Origin of the sequence: Cricetibacter osteomyelitidis, assembly GCF_004340985.1 — a bacterium.
Classification (GTDB): Bacteria; Pseudomonadota; Gammaproteobacteria; order Enterobacterales; family Pasteurellaceae; genus Cricetibacter; species Cricetibacter osteomyelitidis.
Genome location: NZ_SLYB01000015.1, coordinates 41,662 through 59,566, shown reverse-complemented (window position 1 = coordinate 59,566; position 17,905 = coordinate 41,662). Strand labels below are relative to the sequence as shown.

The following is a 17,905-nucleotide window of genomic DNA, read 5'->3' as shown; positions in this document are numbered from 1 at the left end:
GGACTATTTAGTGAATTAAAGCGAAGATTAATAAATCATAATGGTTTAAGTAAAAAGCATAAGATTATGTTTATAAAGGATTTTTTAAATAAAAAGAGTTACTAATAACCTCTGAAAATAATTATTAGCAACTATTTTGTCCACATGAACGTGTAATGGACATTTCAGCAACTATTTTGTCCATTACACCAATAAAATTCCACACTTTTGTCCACTTGAAGTCAAAATGGACAAAAATCCCACATTTTTGTCCATTACACCACTTTATTAAAGTTATCAATCGGATGATATATTCCGAATAATTACACCATACTAAAATGAGCTGACATTTTAACCTTCATTACTAATCTAAAACTGTTTAGATATACTGAATTTCACGTTACGTCCTAATCCCGATGCTAACTCGCCTAAATAAGGGTAATAAGCTTTATTAAATAAATTATCAACACTTAAACGGAACGTTAAACCTTTTGTTTGTGTTGGTTGCCATGTGGCGAAAAGTCCATGTAAGCTATAACCTACTGATTTTGGTAAAGCCCAATAACCGGCATTAGGATCAGAATCTAGCGGAGATCTATCTTGACGACGAACAAATTCACCTTTCCAACCCGCAGTGAATCCCAAACTTGGTACGTTAAATCCAAGCGTTGCCATGAGTTTACGTGGCGGTGTTTCTGCAATCCAACTTCTGCTTCCCCAAGGATTACGCGGTGATGCATTTCTTTCACCTTTTACATATGAATAAGTTAAACTGCCGAAAGCATATCTGGCTTGATAGTATAATTCTAGTTCAACACCTTGAATACGATAGCCGGGCAAATTCCGATAATTCGGATGTAATCCTGAACATAATTTATTGTTTCCATTATCTTTAGCACTATTTTCACATAATATACCACGGTTTTTAAAGATCTCGTTTTTACCGTAGTAATTAAAATAAGAGACTTTGAACTGTAGGTTATCATCCGAGCTGATTAGCCCATCGAAATTTGCTCTGGTTCCTACTCGTAGCTGATTAATTTTCTCTTTTTGCAATGAAAGTGAAGAGGCACTGATAGTGGAACTTTTGTATTGCACTTCATATTGTTCATCAACGACCGGAGCACGCCAGCTTTGATTAAAATTAGAAAATAAACTAATGTTTGGCGTTAGCTGATAATCTAATCCGAAATAAGTAGACCAACCGCTGTAGCTTTTACGACCATAATCATGTCCGGCAGATAGATCATTGTAACGTGGAGCTAAATTTTGTTCGCCCACATTCCAGATATGATCATAACGTGTTCCTATGGATAATGTGAGATCTCTGATGTTTATTTGATCTTGTAAGTAAAACGCTTGAGTATATTGGCGTCCTGACGGCATATAATACGGCTGAAAATAGCCGTAATTATAGCTTGCACTATTTCTTCCTTTTGCACCGCCCTTATAATACATCATGGTATCACGCTGATGTTTTAACCATTGTATACCAACTAAGATATTATGTTCCGTTCTTCCTAAAATAAAATTACTGGTGTTATTTAAATCAAATGTGATATCGGAATAGGAAATCCAGCTTTCATTTCCCATTGAACCTAAATAAGCGGAAGCAGAAGCTAATTCATGGCGTTTATCATGCATTTTAGTTTTAGAATAAGTTAAACGACCGGATAAGTTTAACCATTTATAATTTGCAGGAGCGTAATTATATTTTAATGAGTAGGTCTGATCGTCTTGATCACGATACACCAATTTTCTTTTCCAAGCGATATCCTCCCCATATTTGGAAATATCTGCAACGCTAGGCTTAGCGGCTATATCACGTTTTGCCGCCCAAGGTTCCCAGCCATTATGTGCGCCATAGGCGGCTGAAAAGGCCAGCAGTTGTTCCGGGGTAATGTGCCAGTTAGATTTAAATAAAACACTTTTTTGGTTATTGGCAGAATATTTGATGTTACTTTTATTTGGTCGTTTATAATCATGTGCTTCCCGTGAAGAAGCAAAGATGATGCCGTCAAAGTTTTTTTCCGGATTACGGAAAAATATTCCACCGCTGTAAGTTCTTTGAGCGTTATTTGTATTGTAGCCATATTTTAATAAACCACCAAAATTATGATTATCAGCTAAAAAGTCATTAGCCTCCTTGGTTTCAAATTTAATCGTTCCGGCAAAACCACCGTTACCATATTGTGGCGAATAATTACCTTTGTCTACCGTTACCTTGCGAAGTAATTCCGGTTCAATGAACAAGGCTCCTTGTTGATAACGTTCAAAGTTTTTAGGAGTATCATCAAGCTGTATTCGGATATCCTCCGCATCTCCCATACCATTAATATTTAGTGTTTGCCCGCCGGGACGAAACCCACCCGCCATATTTGTACCCGGTAAAATACTTACCAAATCGGCAGCATTATCCGATTGTTGTTGCTCTATGTTTTTTAGCGTTAAGACAGAACGTCCGGCAATCAGGGTTTTCTCACTTTTTTCATTTTCAGAAACAACATTGATTACAGGTAAAGCCGTGGACTGATTAGTTGGTTGATCAGAGGCTTGTACGATAAGCGGAAAGGAGACCAGGCTGTAATATAAAGACAGCTTTATTTTTCCATAAACATTTTTACTATACATAATAAAATCCTTTAATTAAGAATAATTTTCATTATCATAATATAGTAAATAGAATTTTTGTACATACTTTTATACGATAAGTTTGTTCTTTTCTCCTTTATACTACGCTCTAACCAAATATGTAGACTATATGACAACATCTATATCGTCTGCTTCTATATCGTCCGCTTCGGCAATTTTACGCCGGTCGGATTTATAATGCCGATAGCTGTAACGCAGTTGCGTATCAATTGGGTGCCATTCCTTTAATATGCAGATTGACGATATCTCAACAATACGTCGGCATATCGGAATTCACCTGAGCTATTTCATCGTGCACCACACCGCGATTGAAAATCAAAATATCCCTTTCACGGGTTTCATATTTTGTACTGCCGATAATATGATTGCCCCGCTCTTTTGCCACAAACACAATTTCCAGATGATTTTCGTGTTTATGCATCATTCGCGGGAAATACTACTCCATATCCTGCGTACCGGTAATGTAAATAATTTCGGCAAGTTATTGTTTTCAAAAATAGAATTTTTGAAAATAAAAGTGCGGTCAGTTTCAAAACTTTTTCAAAATCCACCGCACTTTGTGTTAAACAAATGGGATTGATACACTAGATTTTACCGTCGCGTTTATCCAACATTAATTGTTCCATTTTTTCCAAAGATACGCCTTTGGTTTCCGGTAGACAACGAACCAAGAACCAGAAGCCCAAGGTTGCCACGCCGGCGAATAACCACATCGGGAAAACGCCGTTGAATTTTTCAACCAAGTATTGATTTTCGTTGATCATCGGGAAGCCTTGGGAAACCACGAAGTTGGCGATCCACACGAAAGGCCACTGCAACGCCCATACCCTGAGCACGCATATGGTTCGGGAATATTTCACCTAACAGTACCCACATAACGACACCCCAAGACATGCCGAAAGACACCATAAAGATAAACATACCGATTAACGCAAGGTAGCCTGGGTTTTGAGTGTACATCGCATAAGAAGTGATTAATAAGCCAAGGATAGAGCCTAAAACACCGTTTTTCATTAATGGCAAGCGACCGACTTTGTCAAATAAAGTGAAACCGATAGTTACCCCTACCAATTGACCTACGCCAATCCAGATGGTTTGGAACAAGGCTTCTTCCGCACTGCCGACCACACGCTCAAGCACAAGCGGTGCATAGTACATCATTACGTTAATACCGCTAAGTTGTGAGATCACTGCAATGCCGATACCGACCATTAGAATAAACATTGTGCCGTCGCGTTTAAAATCCAATTTTTGTTTTTGCCGTTGACCGTCTTCACGGGCGATTGAGGATTTTATTTCTGTGAGTAAATTTTGTGCATGGGTCGGGTTGGAAATTTTAGAAAGCGTAACAAAAGCCAAATCATCACGTCCGCGCATTGCGTTCCAACGAGGTGATTCCGGAATAAAAGCAACTGCCAATAAGAACATAATGCAAGGAATTGCTTCAGAACCCAACATATAACGCCAGCCGAGATTAACCAACCATTCTCTTGCCATACCCTGTGCTAATTGGTAGTTAATATAGAAAATCAAGATTTGACCGAATACAATAGCAAAAGAGTTCATGGCTGTTGCCGTGCCACGGTAATTTTTCGGGGCAACTTCGGATATGTACATTGGTGAAATAGCTGATGCGATACCTACCGCTAAACCGCCAATCATTCGATAAATAACAAACCAAACGAAATTAGTGGCGAGTGCAGAACCTATAGCACTGATAGTAAATAAAAGTGCGGCGATAATTAAGGTTTTTTTACGCCCTAATTTACGAGCTATCTCACCGGAAACATAAGCACCGATAATACAGCCGATAACCACATTAGACACTGCCCATCCTGTTTCGGCAGGGTTCAGGTTAAAGTATTCTTTTAATGGTCCGATAGCTCCGGAAATAACGGAAGTATCATAACCGAACAATAAACCGCCTAAGGAGGCTACGATACTAATCATCACGATATACTTCATATTATGGCGTTTTTCTACATTTGCCTGCATAAAGATCTCCTTGTGTTTATTTGACTGTTTATTTGATTATCAGCGGTATATTAAAATTTGCAGTTTAAATCGTCCCGCTTAATTTGGACGAAAAAATAGATTAATAGGCTAAATAAATCGGATTAAACAGAGCCATTTCACAAATTTCAAAATAAATGGCGGATTTAAAATATCAATTTGATAAAATTCATTTTATTAAAAAGCGGTGTGTTAAGCCGCTTTTGATCTTTTAAACATATTAACGTGAAATTAAGCCTGATTATTTACTCAATGTTGCATTTAATGCATCAATTGAAGTACGTAATCCAGCTTCTACGGACATCGTCAGATCTTCCATTTCTAACGAAACGTAGTCGTTGTAACCGTGCATACTAAGCACGGAGAAAAATTCTTTCCACCATTTCAGCTCTTGATCGCAGCCTACTGCTACATAGTTCCAAGTACGATCTTTGGATTCTGTCACCGGTTTGTATTCCAATAAACCGTCGATGTCGGAAAGGCCGCGTTCGATACGGGTGTCTTTTCCGTGTACGTGATAAATCGCACCGTCTAAGACACGGATTGCCGCAATCGGATCGGCTCCCATTGCAATTAAGTGAGACGGGTCAAGATTCATACCGATCATATTGTCCACTGCATTACGCAAGCGAAGCAAGGTTGACGGGTTATAGACTAATTGGCTTGGAAATTCTTCCAAAGCGATTTTTTCTACACCGTGTTTTTTAGCGTGTTCAACAAATTTTTTCCACCACGGAATCGCCACTTGATTCCATTGATAATCTACCACTGCCGGCATATAGTCCGGCCAGGAAATGGTTGATGTGATCCAGTTCGGGGTTTTATCTTCCGCACTGGCAGCCGGCAAGCCGCTCATCATTACGATTTTTTTCACCCCTAATTTACCGGCAAGTTCCACGGTGGCGTAAGCGGTTTTGGTGTGTAGTTCACCTAATTCTCCCGGACAAAGCGGATTACCGGAGCAGTTCAGAGCGGCAATTTTCATTTCGCGTTTATCCAATTCCGCTTTGAAATCCGCTAATTTTTGCGGATCAGCCAATAGTTCTGCGGTTTTCACGTGTGGACAAGGTGACCACCCACCGGCACACATTTCCACAGCATTAATGCCGTAGGATTTTACTTTGTTCAACATTTCCGGATAAGAAAGATTGCCGAGTACGTCGGTACATAAAGATAATTCCATCATGGTATGCTCCTTCTTTAAGTTTAAAGTGCGGTGGTTTTTTATTGATTTTTTGCATAAAACAGTGGTGTTTCAGGCAATTCTATCGGTTCTGCGTTGCCGGTTTTTTGTGATTTTGCACAAGCATCGGCGGTGACGGAGGCTACATAGCCGTCCCAAGCGGTTGCTCCTTCTGTGATTTCACCTTTAATTACACCGTCAACAAAGGCTTGTAGTTCTACATCATAGGCTTCGATAAAACGTTTTTTCCAATCCATAAAGATTTCACGCTGTAATTGTCCGTCTTTACGCACCCAGGCCAGATTCGGTTCAGGCAGGCTGACAATACCGTCTTCACCAATCACTTCACAGTGAATATCGTAACCGTAATGACAATTTACAAAAATTTGAGTGGTGATAATAATGCCGGATTTGGTTTCCAAAGTGACGATTTGCGGATCTTTTACACCTTCTTTGGCACGAGAGGTGCTGCGAGGGAATTGCACTCGGGCTGATTTGTAGTCATCGTTGAGTAACCAACGTAGTACATCGATTTCGTGTACGTGGCTGTCCACAACGCCCATTTCCGTGGTATAGCTGTCCGGCACGGCAGGATTGAAATGTTTGCAGTTAACCATTAACGGACGACCGACTATATTATTGTTTAAGGCTTCTTTTAAGGTGCGGTAAGTGCGGTCAAAAGGACGCATAAAACCCAATTGTAGTAAGCGCTTGCCGCGTTTTAATTCCGCTTCCACAATATTTTTACAGCCCTGTGCCGTAGTGGCTAGCGGTTTTTCACAGAAAACATATTTGCCGGCTTGAATGGCGGCGCTTACAAATTCTTCGTGGCTCGGACCCCAAGAGGTGACCACCACTGCATCTACATCATCTGCTTTGATTAGCGCGTGCGGATCTTGATAAATTTTTGCTCCGCCGGCTTTTTCCGCCGCTATTTTTGCGTTATCCGAACTGATGTCGTTAACCGCCACTACTTTGGCACCGGCAATCTTGCCGCTTAAACGCACAATATGATCTTGGCCGATTGCTCCGGTTCCGACTACACCGATTCTTACTACCATATACTTCTCCTTACATTTTGAAATGAGAGTGAACGATTAATTTGTTATGTGTAGTATAGGAGAGATAAATCGGAGGAAAATTTGATTTGTTGTTTTTTTACAAGGAAAATTAGCAAAATTTTTGCGATCTGTATCACAAATTCTGTAATGGACCTTCAAAATTTTGCTATTACTTATTTTTTCCTGCCCATAAATTACGATAAGCACTCGGCGAGATACCGATAGCATTGGAAAAGGCTACGGTAAAATAATTGGTGTTTTCATAGCCCACCGTAGAAGCAACTTGGGTAATGCTTTGTTTAGAAAATTGCAGTAAAGATTGAGCTTCTCCAATACGGCAGCGGTTTAAATACTGAATGGGTGAAAAACCGGTTTTGGCTTTAAACAAATGGGAAAGGTAATAGGTACTTACATTAAAACGTGCGGCAATGTCGGGCAAGCTCAAATTTTCCGCATAATGTCGTTCTAAAAATTCCCGCACTTGATCGACTAAGGTGAGTTTTTTATAAAAAATTGTTTTAATCGCTGTTTTCGGTAAATTGACAATCACCGCTAGCAATGATACTAACAGATGATGACAAAATTCCGGCGTATAATTGTGCTGTGTTTTCGCCTGAGTAAACATTAAGGATAATAATTGTTCAATGATGGGCTTATATTCACCGCTTTGAATCACTGCCGGAGCATCCACATCAAATAAACAATTCTGAGCCAAACCTTTTAATTTCAGATTCGTAATGCCGCAACAATAGAAAGTCATCGTGGAATTTAACTGTGCCATTTCATCATGAATCACACCTTGATTAAAAATCAGAATATCCCCTTCTTTAGTATCATATTGCTGACCGTCAATCATATAATTACCGTAACCTTTGGCTACAAATACGATTTCCAAATGGTCATCATGTTTATGCAACATTCTCGGGTGCATACCCGATTCATCACAGGTATTGGCAATAAATAACAATTTGGGCTGTTGACAGTTTTCAAAAATAGAAATTTTTTGCTCGGCAAGAGTGTATTGCAGCATGAGATATCCTTTATTCAAGCATTGCTTGCTCCTAATGAATTACTCATTATTATGCAATAAAAATTAGCCTAACCAAAGTGACTTTTATATTCCGAAATGAATTATCAATCAAAATCCATAGGGCTATGAGGAATAAAAAACGGTGAATTTTCTGAAAAATCCACCGCACTTTTAAATCAAGTTAATTATTAGAAATCTTCAAAATATTGCTGAATCACTTTCGGATCTTTGGTTTGAGTGAGGGCTAATTGTAATAGCACACGTGCTTTTTGCGGATTAAGCGTTCCTGAAGCACTAAAACCGTATTTAGAGTCATCCACTTCCGCATCACGAGTAGTATAACCGGTCGGTACACGGGAAGAACGCACTACCGCAACGCCGTTTTGAGCTGCTTGTTCCAATAAAGCAAAATTTGCCGCATTCACATTACCGTTACCTACACCGGCGGTGACAATACCTTGATAACCGGCATCCAACAAGGATTTTAATGGTTCTGTGGGCATATTGGCATAAGCATAGACGATACCCACTTTTGGTAATTCATTCAAATTATCCACATTAAACGGCGTGTTGACCGTATGCTTGCTTTCCGGTGAACGTTCGTAATCCACTTTACTGTTATGAATATAACCGAGCGATCCGAAATTCGGTGAATCAAAGGTTTGTACCGCTGTCGTGCTAGTTTTGGTCACATCTCTCGCTCCCAATACTTCACCATTCATCGCTACAAGTACACCGCGACCGGCAGATTTTTTATCCGCAGCAACCACCACAGCGTTATATAAATTCAACGGACCGTCCGCACTTTTCTCTGTTGCCGGACGCATCGCTCCGACCAAAACCACCGGTTTTTCACATTTCACCGTTAAATCAAGGAAATAAGCGGTTTCTTCCATGGTATCCGTGCCGTGAGTAATCACAAATCCATTGGTGTTCGCACATTGCTGATTAATGGCTTTAGTAAGTTTTAACCACACATCATCACTCATATCTTGCGAGCCGATTTTCACAATTTGCTCACCTTTAATGTTGGCAATTTGCTGCATTTCAGGCACCGCTTCAATAAGTGTATCAATAGTGAGTTGGCCTGCTTTATAAGCAGAATCCACCGCACTTTTACCGCTGCCGGCAATCGTACCGCCGGTGGCTAAAATTGTGATATTCGGCAAGTTATTTTGTGCAGCTACTGCGAAAGATGATAATCCTAACGTTATCGCAACAGCAAGACCTTTTAATTTCATTTTGAATACTCCTTTTGGATTAGTTAAAGACCTTTTCATTATTCTGATTTTTTTTCATTTGAAAACCATTAAATATGAAATATGTGATGAATATCAAAAAATTAAATCGTTTTTCAACACGCATTCCGTTTATTTGAAAATCAAAAAATTTATTTTTCTCATAAAATGTTTGATCTCTGTCACAAAAATGAAATTTTTTTTCCAAAATCATTTCATTTGAAATAAATTTACTTATACTTGTTTCAAACGAATTCATAGTTCATTACATCCTAGGAGTATAAGATGAAAACAGTCAAACTAACCGTTGCTCAAGCACTCATTAAATTCCTTGATAATCAATATGTTGAATTTGACGGCAAAGTAACGAAATTTGTTGAAGGTATTTTTGGTATATTCGGACACGGAAATGTATTAGGGCTGGGACAAGCTTTAGAACAAGACAGCGGCGATTTAATTTTACGCCAAGGGCGTAATGAACAAGGCATGGCACACGCGGCAATGGGATTCGCAAAGCAGAATTTACGTAAAAAAATCTATGCTTGTACCTCTTCTGTGGGACCCGGTGCGGCAAATATGATTACTGCGGCAGCAACCGCGACCGCTAACCGTATTCCCGTACTCTTTTTACCGGGTGATACATTTGCCACTCGTCAACCGGATCCCGTATTGCAACAGATGGAACAATTCCACGATTTGACCCTCACTACCAATGACGGCTTCCGTGCAGTGAGTAAATATTGGGATCGCATTAATCGCCCTGAGCAGTTGATGACCGCTTGTATTAATGCCATGCGTGTATTAACGGATCCGGCAGATACCGGTGCGGTAACACTTTGTTTGCCACAAGACGTGCAGGGCGAATCCTATGATTTCCCGGATTATTTCTTACAAAAACGTATTCACCGTATTGAACGTACGCCACCAACCAAAGCCATGCTTGCTCAAGCCGTTGAGTTAATTAAATCCAAGAAAAAACCGTTAATCGTAAGCGGTGGTGGTGTGCGTTATTCCGAAGCGGCTGAACAACTCAAAGCATTCGCCGAAGCTTTCAATATTCCGTTTGCAGAAACTCAAGCCGGTAAAAGTGCGGTAGTTTCCGACTATTATTTGAATGTAGGCGGGGTAGGTGAAACCGGTTGTTTAAGTGCCAACTTATTGGCTAAAGAGGCGGATTTAATTATCGGCATCGGTACCCGTTATACCGACTTTACCACTTCGTCAAAATGGATTTTCCAAAATCCGGATGTAACTTATTTGAACATCAATGCCGCACGTTTCGATGCCTATAAATTAGATGGCGTACAAGTCACCGCAGATGCCAAAGAAACGTTAGAACAATTGACCGCACTTTTAAAACCGACCGGTTATTCTGCTCAATGGGGAGGGCGGGTTGCACAAGTGCGCGAATTATTTGCGATCGAATTAGATCGCGTATATCACGCTGTTTACACCGGTAAAGATTTTGTGCCGGAAGTGGATGACCGCTTAGATACAGATGCCGTGTTTGATGAATTCATCAAACTCACCGGATCCAGCATGACTCAATCTCGTGTGTTGGGTATTTTAAATGAAACTGTTGATGATACGGCGGTGATCGTCGGTGCTGCGGGCAGCTTACCGGGCGACTTACAACGCACATGGCAATCCAAAGGGACTAACACCTATCACCTTGAATACGGTTATTCCTGCATGGGCTATGAAGTCAATGCGGCGCTTGGGGTGAAAATAGCCAATCCGGAGCGTGAAGTCTATGCCTTATTGGGCGACGGTTCTTACATGATGTTGCACTCGGAATTAGTGACCTCTATCCAGGAACACAAAAAAATTAATATCGTGTTATTCGATAATATGACTAACGGCTGTATCAATAACTTGGAAATCGGACACGGAATGGACAGTTTCGGAACGGAATTCCGTTTCAGAAATAAAGAAACCAACCAATTAGACGGTGGTTTTGTGCCGGTTGATTTCGCCATGAATGCGGCATCTTACGGCTGTAAAACCTATAAAGTGAAAACCGAAGCAGAGCTTTATGCCGCACTTGAAGATGCGAAAAAACAAACGGTTTCTACCTTAATTGATGTGAAAGTATTACCAAAAACCATGGTGCACGGTTACGGCGACTGGTGGAACGTAGGTTTGGCTTCCGTGTCAGAAAAAGACACAGTGAAAGAAGCCTACGAAGAGCTACGCCAACGCAGAAGCGAAGCTCGTCGCTACTAAAAATTGAGATAAAAAATTCGGGCAAAATAGACCGCACTTATTTTGCCAACTGGCTGAATTTATCACTTAATCAACAAAAGGAAATTGATTATGAAAGCAGAAAACGTGAAATTAGGGATTGCTCCAATCGGTTGGACCAATGACGATTTACCGGAAATCGGTAAAGAAAACACCTTTGAACAATGCGTGAGTGAGATGGCACTTGCCGGTTTTACCGGTAGTGAAGTGGGTAGCAAATATCCGCGTGACACTAAAGTATTAAAAGAAAAATTGGAACTCCGTGGCATTCAAATTTGTAATGCGTGGTTTAGTACATTCTTCGTTGACGGCAAAAAAGAAGAAACTATCCAAGGCTTTATTGAACACATGAATTTCTTACACGAAATGGGGGCGAAAGTAATTGGATGTTCCGAACAAAGTCGCAGTATTCAAGGTCAGAAAAAATCCATTTTCAAAGAAAAAACCGTATTCACTGATGCAGAATGGAAATTATTGGCAGAGGGCTATAACGAATTAGGTCGTCTAGCCAAAGAAAAAGGTATGAAAGTGTGCTTGCATCACCATATGGGGACCGGTATTCAAACTCCTGCGGAAGTCGATCGTTATATGGCAGAAGTGAATGATGATGTGTATTTATTATTCGATTCAGGCCATCTTTACTATTCTGAAGGTTCTCAACAAGCCATGCTTGATGTGTTAGAAAAATATATCGACCGCATTTGCCACGTGCATTTAAAAGACGTGCGTGATGAAGTGGTAGCGGAAGTGAAAGCCAAAGATTTGAGTTTCTTAGAAGGAGTGGTAAAAGGCACCTTTACCGTACCGGGTGATGGCGTCATTGATTTCAAACCAATCTTTGATATTTTAGATAAGCACAATTACAAAGGTTGGATGGTTGTAGAAGCAGAACAAGATCCTGCTCTTGCCAATCCATTGAAATATGCAATTAAAGGTCGTAAATATATTCGTGAAGTAGCGGGGATTTAATCATGATTAAAGTAGGTATTATTGGTGCAGGTCGTATCGGTCGTGTTCATTCACAAAGTATCACTAAATATGTGAAAGGGGCGGAAATTAAAGCCATTTCAGATATTCGTGTTACCGAAGAATTACAAACTTGGGCAAAAGAAATGGGCATTCCGAATGTCTATGATGATTATAAAAAAATCTTACAAGATCCTGAAATTGATGCGGTGTTAGTCTGTTCTTCAACCAACACCCATGCTCCGATTTCCATTGAAGCAGCGCAAGCGGGCAAACACATATTCTGTGAAAAACCGGTGGATGCGGATCCGGTGAAAATTCGTGAAGTGTTAGCGGCAGTAGAAAAAGCCGGTGTGAAATTCCAAGTGGGCTTTAACCGTCGTTTCGACCATAACTTTAAAGCTATTAAAGATCGTGTAGTGGCAGGCGATATTGGTGAACCGCACGTGATTCGCGTGACTTCTCGTGACCCTGATGCACCACCAATCGAATACGTAAAAGTATCCGGTGGTATGTTCTTTGATATGACCATTCACGATTTTGATATGATTCGTTATCTTTCAGGTAGCGAAGTCACAGAAGTCTATGCAGCGGGTGGCGTGTTAGTCAATCCTGAAATCGGTAAAGCCGGTGATATTGATACCGCAGTAATTACCTTAAAACTGGCCAACGGTGCAATCGGTGTGATCGACAACAGCCGTAAAGCGGTATACGGTTATGATCAACGTGCGGAAGTATTCGGTTCTAAAGGTGCGGTGCAAACTCGTAATGATACGGATTCAACCGCAGTGTATTCTTGTGAAGCCGGTGTGATTGCGGAAAAACCGAAATACTTCTTCTTAGAACGCTATATGCAATCTTTTGCCGATGAAATGATGTGTTTCGTGGATTCCGTGGTGAATGATAAACCGACATTAGTCAACGGTAACGATGGTTTACAACCGGTACTTATCGCATTAGCGGCGAAAAAATCTTTAGATGAAGGTCGTCCGGTAAAATTAAGTGAAGTGGCTTAAAATAGGCACATGAGACATAAAGGACATTTGTAATGGTCAAAATATAAACTGTTTTGACCATTATTTTTACTACTTAAACACCTAAAATTTCATCCATCATTTTTTCTTTCTGAGTTCTTGATTATCCATTATGACAACGTAATTTTTGCTTCAAATGAGCAAAGGAACCTTCAATTTTATTTGAGGTTTTCGGGAACATGAGCTTGGGATAGACTTGATATGTAACAGTATTTTTGATGATTTTGAAGACTTCTGTAAGAAAATTAGCAATAAGCCACAAATACTGTGCTGCTAAGGATTTTGGACGCTTTGAGATGTAACGTTGGAGAATTTTTAATTAGTGAAATTGACATATTTGAACAGGTGTAGAACTTAGTTTTTCTAAATTTGTGAAATAGCTCTGCTTAATCCGACTAATTTGTCCGTTTTTTCAAATTTTTTGTCCAAATTACACAGGAATATTTTTTTGCCAAACTCTAACATAACAACCATCAACAAAAAATAATCTGTTGTACAAGATCATTCGGATTAACCTGACATTAAGGAGAGTTGTATGAGTATTGAAAGAAGTCGTTTTTGTGTGAATCGCAAAATCGCTCCGAGTTTGAGCATTGAAGAATTTTTCCAAGTGGTACAAAAGTGCGGTCTAAATAAAGTAGAAATCCGCAATGATATGCCGAGCGGCAAAATTTTAGATGATCTAACGCCCGAGCAATTTAATGTTTTAGCAAAAAAATACAATATAGAAGTGGTGACTATTAATGCGTTGTATCCGTTTAATTTGCCGTCTAAACGTGAACAAGTCACTCAAGTTGCCATCGAAATGCTGGAAACCGCCAAAGCCGTAGGCGCAAAAGCGGTCATTATGTGTCCGTATAACGAGCCGGACAGTCGTTCTACTGCTCAGCGTATTGGTGATACGGCAGATTCTATTCAATATTTTACCGCACTTTTCGCAAAATACGGCATTGAAGGTTTAGTTGAACCACTCGGTTTTCCTGTGAGCTCCTTGCGTTCATTCACCCTTGCCGGCGAGTTAATTAAAGCGGTGGGTTCGCCGTTTAAAATGACCTTGGATACATTCCATCATCATCTTGCAGAACTCCCGATTGCAGATTACGGTAGCACGGTGAATATTAATCAAGTGGGTTTAGTACATCTTTCCGGTGTAGAAGCAACCCGTTCGCTTGCAACTTTATTGGATGAAGACCGTATTATGCCGAGCCAAAAAGACGTAATGAAATCCAAAGAACAAGTGTTGGAAATCGAAAAATTAGGCTATAAAGGCATTTACGCTTTTGAACCGTTCGCTTCAAGTCTTGCGGATTGGACAGCGGCAGATGTAGAAAAAGCCATTAATGATAGCATTGCATATATTTGTAGCTAATTAAAAAAACAGGATAAATTAAGGAGTTTAATATGACATTAAGAATCGGTGTAATCGGTACAGGTGCTATCGGTCAAGAACATATCGAACGTTTAAGCCATAAATTAATCGGCTCAAAAGTAGTGGCAGTGAATGATATTAATGAAGAGGGGGCAAAAGCCGCAGTAGCTCGTATTGGTATTGATGCAAAATTTTATGCTGATGCCCATGAGTTAATTAAATCGCCGGAAGTGGATGCCGTTGTAGTGACATCTTGGGGGCCGTCGCACGAAGAATTTGTACTTGCCGCTATTGATGCGAAAAAACCGGTATTCTGCGAAAAACCGCTAGCGGTGACAGCAGAAGGTTGTAAAAAAATTGTCGATGCGGAATTAAAACACGGTAAACGTTTGGTGCAAGTGGGTTTTATGCGTCCGTTCGACAACACCTATCGCCAATTAAAAACGGCATTAGATGCCGGTGAAGTTGGTCAACCGTTATTGCTTAACTGCAAACATTTCAATCCGGAAGTGGGCGATAGCTACACCACACCTATGGCGATTGTGGATACGTTTATTCATGAGCTTGATGTGTTACGTTGGTTATTGGACGATGATTATGTGTCCGCTCGAGTGATTTATCCACGTAAAACCAGCAAAGCCTCCAGTCACTTGGACGATCCGCAAATTGTGATTTTGGAAACCGCAAAAGGCATCGTGATTAACACGGAAATTTTCGTGAATTGTCAATACGGTTACGATATTTAATGTGAAGTTATCGGTGAAGAGGGTATCGCGTATTTACCGGAACCAAATCAAGTGACCATGCGTAAAGAGGCAAATCTGCAACGGGGCATTTTAATGGACTGGAAAAAACGTTTCATTGAGGCTTATGATGTTGAATTACAAGCCTTTATTGACGGCGTGACTTCCGGCAAATTTACCTTAGGTGCAACCGCATGGGACGGCTATGCGGCAGCAGTGGCGGCGGATGCTTGTGTGAAGGCACAACAAACCGGCAATGTAGAACCGATTACGATGCCGGCGACACCAGATTTCTATAAGAAAAAATAATAAGTACAAAAACGGAGTGGCGACTATTTGCCACTCCAAATTCAACTATAATTTGTTATACGACAGATAGATTTTAATAGGGAAGTATAACTGATGGCAAATGTAGAAAAATTTTTATTTGAAGATTATTTTAGAGATAACAATGAGTTATTAAGTTTTAGTTATACGGATCCTGAAATTAACATTATTGAGCATACCCATGAATTTGCCGAACTGGTGATTGTGGATAAAGGATACGGATTACAAGTATTTAACGGTGCACCTTACTTTATTCAAGAAGGTGATGTGTTTTTGGTAAAAGAAGATGATCGGCATTTTTATAATGAATTAGGCACGTTGAAGTTAATGAATTTACAGATTAATACCGGTTATCAATTTCATTATTTAAACCAAGTCATACCGCTGTTAGAAAAAGTATATATCAAAGAAGATCAACAAATTACTTGGCTTATGCCGAAAGAAAAAGAATACTGCGTTGAGTTAATCAGAAAGTTACCGGAATGTGATGGCTATTCACAAGATGTTCGCAGATTTAAAATTGAAGCATTGTTTATGCAAATTTTGGAAACCATTATTACCGGACAAGAATTAATACAGAAAAATAATACTCAATATAAAATGCGTAATTTACTGATCTACCTACAACAACATTATGCAGAACAAATAGATTGGCAATGGTTATCGGAGCATTTTTTTATTACCTATAAAACCATTACCCGAAGATTAAACGAGCTGACCGGGATGTCGCCGGTGAATTATTTAAATCGATTAAGAGTGTTGTCAGCGAAAGAAAAATTACACCACTCGGATTATTCCATTACGGAAATAGCAGGACTTTGCGGTTTCAATAACAGCGATTATTTTACCAAATGCTACAAGAAGAATTTTGGTGTTTTACCATCAGACGAGCGTAAACTTTTAAATATGATTCTATGATATGTTAGGTTTCCCTCTTTTTGGGATAACGAAAAAAATGAAGAACAGAGGATGATATTTTATGTTTTTGCGTAAAAATAAAAGGAGTGGTTTGTTTAAAATTTCTCCTTTTATCTGTGCTAGTTTTATACTTTACGTCTGAATCTTCCAGTTCAGTTGTGAATTGACCATGGAATAATCTTATCTTAGGGAGTTATTTACACACTAACTAATTCTTTTTTGATGCGCTCAAGTGCTTTTGGTGCTTCTACATCCATTTTTTCAGGGAAGCCAAACATTGAAACGCAAGCGATGGATTCTCCGCCCACTTTGTAAGTGCGGTTGGCGAAATCGGTTTTTCTTAAGGTTTCAAAAATGCCATCGAAATCTACATCACCTTGTCCCATCGGTAAATGTTGATGCACCGTACAACAACCTTGATCAAAACCCGGCGGATTCACAATATAACGACAATCCAAAGTTTGATTGAAGGTGTCGGCAAATAGAATATGTGATAGATCATCACCGGCATATTCCAACATGGCACGCACATCGCCTTTGCCTTTGTCATAGAAGAAGCCGTGCGGGCTGGAATACACATATTTAAGATGATCGCTACGGAATGCTTTCACCATATCTACTGTTTCATTATTGAGTTCGCAGAAATCGAATGGGTGAGATTGAATTTCGCAACGAATATTATATTTTTCAAACAGTGGTAATAATTCCTCAATAGAGCGGAATAACATACCGTTACAAATTTCCGGTTGGCGCGGATCACCGGAAAGTTCTGTATTAATCACACGCACATCCATACTGTCGGCAATTTCAATCATCCGTTTCCAGTTAGCGATAGCGTGTTGACGCTGTTCTTCCGTCGGACCCGACCAACGATATACGGTAATAAACGATGATATTTCTACACCGGTACGTTGCAACACTGTGCGGTATTCTTTTTCGCATTCACGAGAAAATAGTGGGTGTTTATAGAATGGGTTAATACGAGGATGCGGTGATTGCTCAATGTATTTATATCCCCAATCAGCGACTTTATACACCATATCACTAATACCCATTTGTTTTGCCAGCACGTCAACATCAAATGCAATTTTCATAAATTACCTCTGCTTTTGCTATTGTTAAACCTTTGCCAAAAGAATTAAATCGAT

14 protein-coding genes and 1 pseudogene are annotated in these 17,905 nt (G+C 39.8%); 6 read left to right on the top strand and 9 right to left on the bottom strand.

The window, feature by feature from the left end:
* Positions 1–348: 348 nt before the first annotated feature.
* The 8 genes from EDC44_RS08225 to ansB all read right to left on the bottom strand — a co-directional run bounded on the left by EDC44_RS08225 (position 349) and on the right by ansB (position 9,159).
* Complete coding sequence (locus EDC44_RS08225; RefSeq protein WP_131977217.1) at positions 349–2,610, bottom strand: TonB-dependent hemoglobin/transferrin/lactoferrin family receptor; 2,262 nt, start codon at positions 2,608–2,610, stop codon at positions 349–351.
* 268 nt (positions 2,611–2,878) lie between these two features.
* On the bottom strand, positions 2,879–3,055 hold the full coding sequence (locus EDC44_RS12975; protein ID WP_165870245.1) for a hypothetical protein: 177 nt from the start codon (positions 3,053–3,055) through the stop codon (positions 2,879–2,881).
* A gap of 160 nt (positions 3,056–3,215) precedes the next feature.
* The gene (locus tag EDC44_RS13325) at positions 3,216–3,395 is read right to left on the bottom strand and encodes an MFS transporter (protein WP_279388375.1); all 180 of its coding nucleotides are present in this window, start codon (positions 3,393–3,395) and stop codon (positions 3,216–3,218) included.
* Positions 3,367–4,626, bottom strand: a complete 1,260-nt coding sequence (locus EDC44_RS08220; RefSeq protein ID WP_279388374.1) for a sugar porter family MFS transporter — start codon at positions 4,624–4,626, stop codon at positions 3,367–3,369. Before EDC44_RS08220 ends, EDC44_RS13325 begins: the two co-directional genes overlap by 29 nt.
* 259 nt (positions 4,627–4,885) lie before the next feature.
* Entirely contained in the window at positions 4,886–5,830 is a 945-nt protein-coding gene (locus EDC44_RS08215; protein ID WP_207896750.1) for a sugar phosphate isomerase/epimerase family protein, read from the bottom strand.
* Positions 5,831–5,868: 38 nt separating this feature from the next.
* Positions 5,869–6,888 (bottom strand): Gfo/Idh/MocA family protein, encoded by a 1,020-nt coding sequence (locus EDC44_RS08210; protein ID WP_131977216.1) that lies wholly within the window; start codon positions 6,886–6,888, stop codon positions 5,869–5,871.
* Between the two features lie 169 nt (positions 6,889–7,057).
* Positions 7,058–7,918, bottom strand: coding sequence for an AraC family transcriptional regulator (locus EDC44_RS08205; protein ID WP_131977214.1), 861 nt, complete (start codon positions 7,916–7,918; stop codon positions 7,058–7,060).
* A gap of 188 nt (positions 7,919–8,106) precedes the next feature.
* The gene (ansB, locus tag EDC44_RS08200; RefSeq protein ID WP_131977212.1) at positions 8,107–9,159 is read right to left on the bottom strand and encodes an L-asparaginase 2; all 1,053 of its coding nucleotides are present in this window, start codon (positions 9,157–9,159) and stop codon (positions 8,107–8,109) included.
* A gap of 282 nt (positions 9,160–9,441) precedes the next feature.
* Here ansB and iolD point away from each other — a divergent pair, with 282 nt between their 5' ends.
* The 6 genes and pseudogenes from iolD to EDC44_RS08170 all read left to right on the top strand — a co-directional run bounded on the left by iolD (position 9,442) and on the right by EDC44_RS08170 (position 16,757).
* Positions 9,442–11,382, top strand: coding sequence for a 3D-(3,5/4)-trihydroxycyclohexane-1,2-dione acylhydrolase (decyclizing) (gene iolD, locus EDC44_RS08195; protein WP_131977210.1), 1,941 nt, complete (start codon positions 9,442–9,444; stop codon positions 11,380–11,382).
* Between the two features lie 90 nt (positions 11,383–11,472).
* Positions 11,473–12,369 (top strand): myo-inosose-2 dehydratase, encoded by an 897-nt coding sequence (gene iolE / locus EDC44_RS08190; protein ID WP_131977208.1) that lies wholly within the window; start codon positions 11,473–11,475, stop codon positions 12,367–12,369.
* A 2-nt stretch (positions 12,370–12,371) separates the two neighbouring features.
* Positions 12,372–13,382, top strand: a complete 1,011-nt coding sequence (gene iolG, locus EDC44_RS08185) for an inositol 2-dehydrogenase (RefSeq protein WP_131977206.1) — start codon at positions 12,372–12,374, stop codon at positions 13,380–13,382.
* Between the two features lie 553 nt (positions 13,383–13,935).
* Positions 13,936–14,769 carry a TIM barrel protein gene (locus EDC44_RS08180; protein WP_131977204.1) on the top strand — a complete coding sequence of 278 codons (834 nt, stop codon included), beginning with the start codon at positions 13,936–13,938 and terminating at the stop codon, positions 14,767–14,769.
* 32 nt (positions 14,770–14,801) lie between these two features.
* Positions 14,802–15,821, top strand: a pseudogene (gene iolG / locus EDC44_RS08175) (bifunctional inositol 2-dehydrogenase/D-chiro-inositol 1-dehydrogenase).
* A 93-nt stretch (positions 15,822–15,914) separates the two neighbouring features.
* Positions 15,915–16,757 (top strand): helix-turn-helix domain-containing protein, encoded by an 843-nt coding sequence (locus EDC44_RS08170; protein ID WP_131977202.1) that lies wholly within the window; start codon positions 15,915–15,917, stop codon positions 16,755–16,757.
* Positions 16,758–16,954: 197 nt separating this feature from the next.
* Here EDC44_RS08170 and EDC44_RS08165 read toward each other — a convergent pair whose 3' ends face one another.
* Positions 16,955–17,851 (bottom strand): sugar phosphate isomerase/epimerase family protein, encoded by an 897-nt coding sequence (locus EDC44_RS08165; RefSeq protein ID WP_131977200.1) that lies wholly within the window; start codon positions 17,849–17,851, stop codon positions 16,955–16,957.
* Positions 17,852–17,905 lie beyond the last annotated feature (54 nt).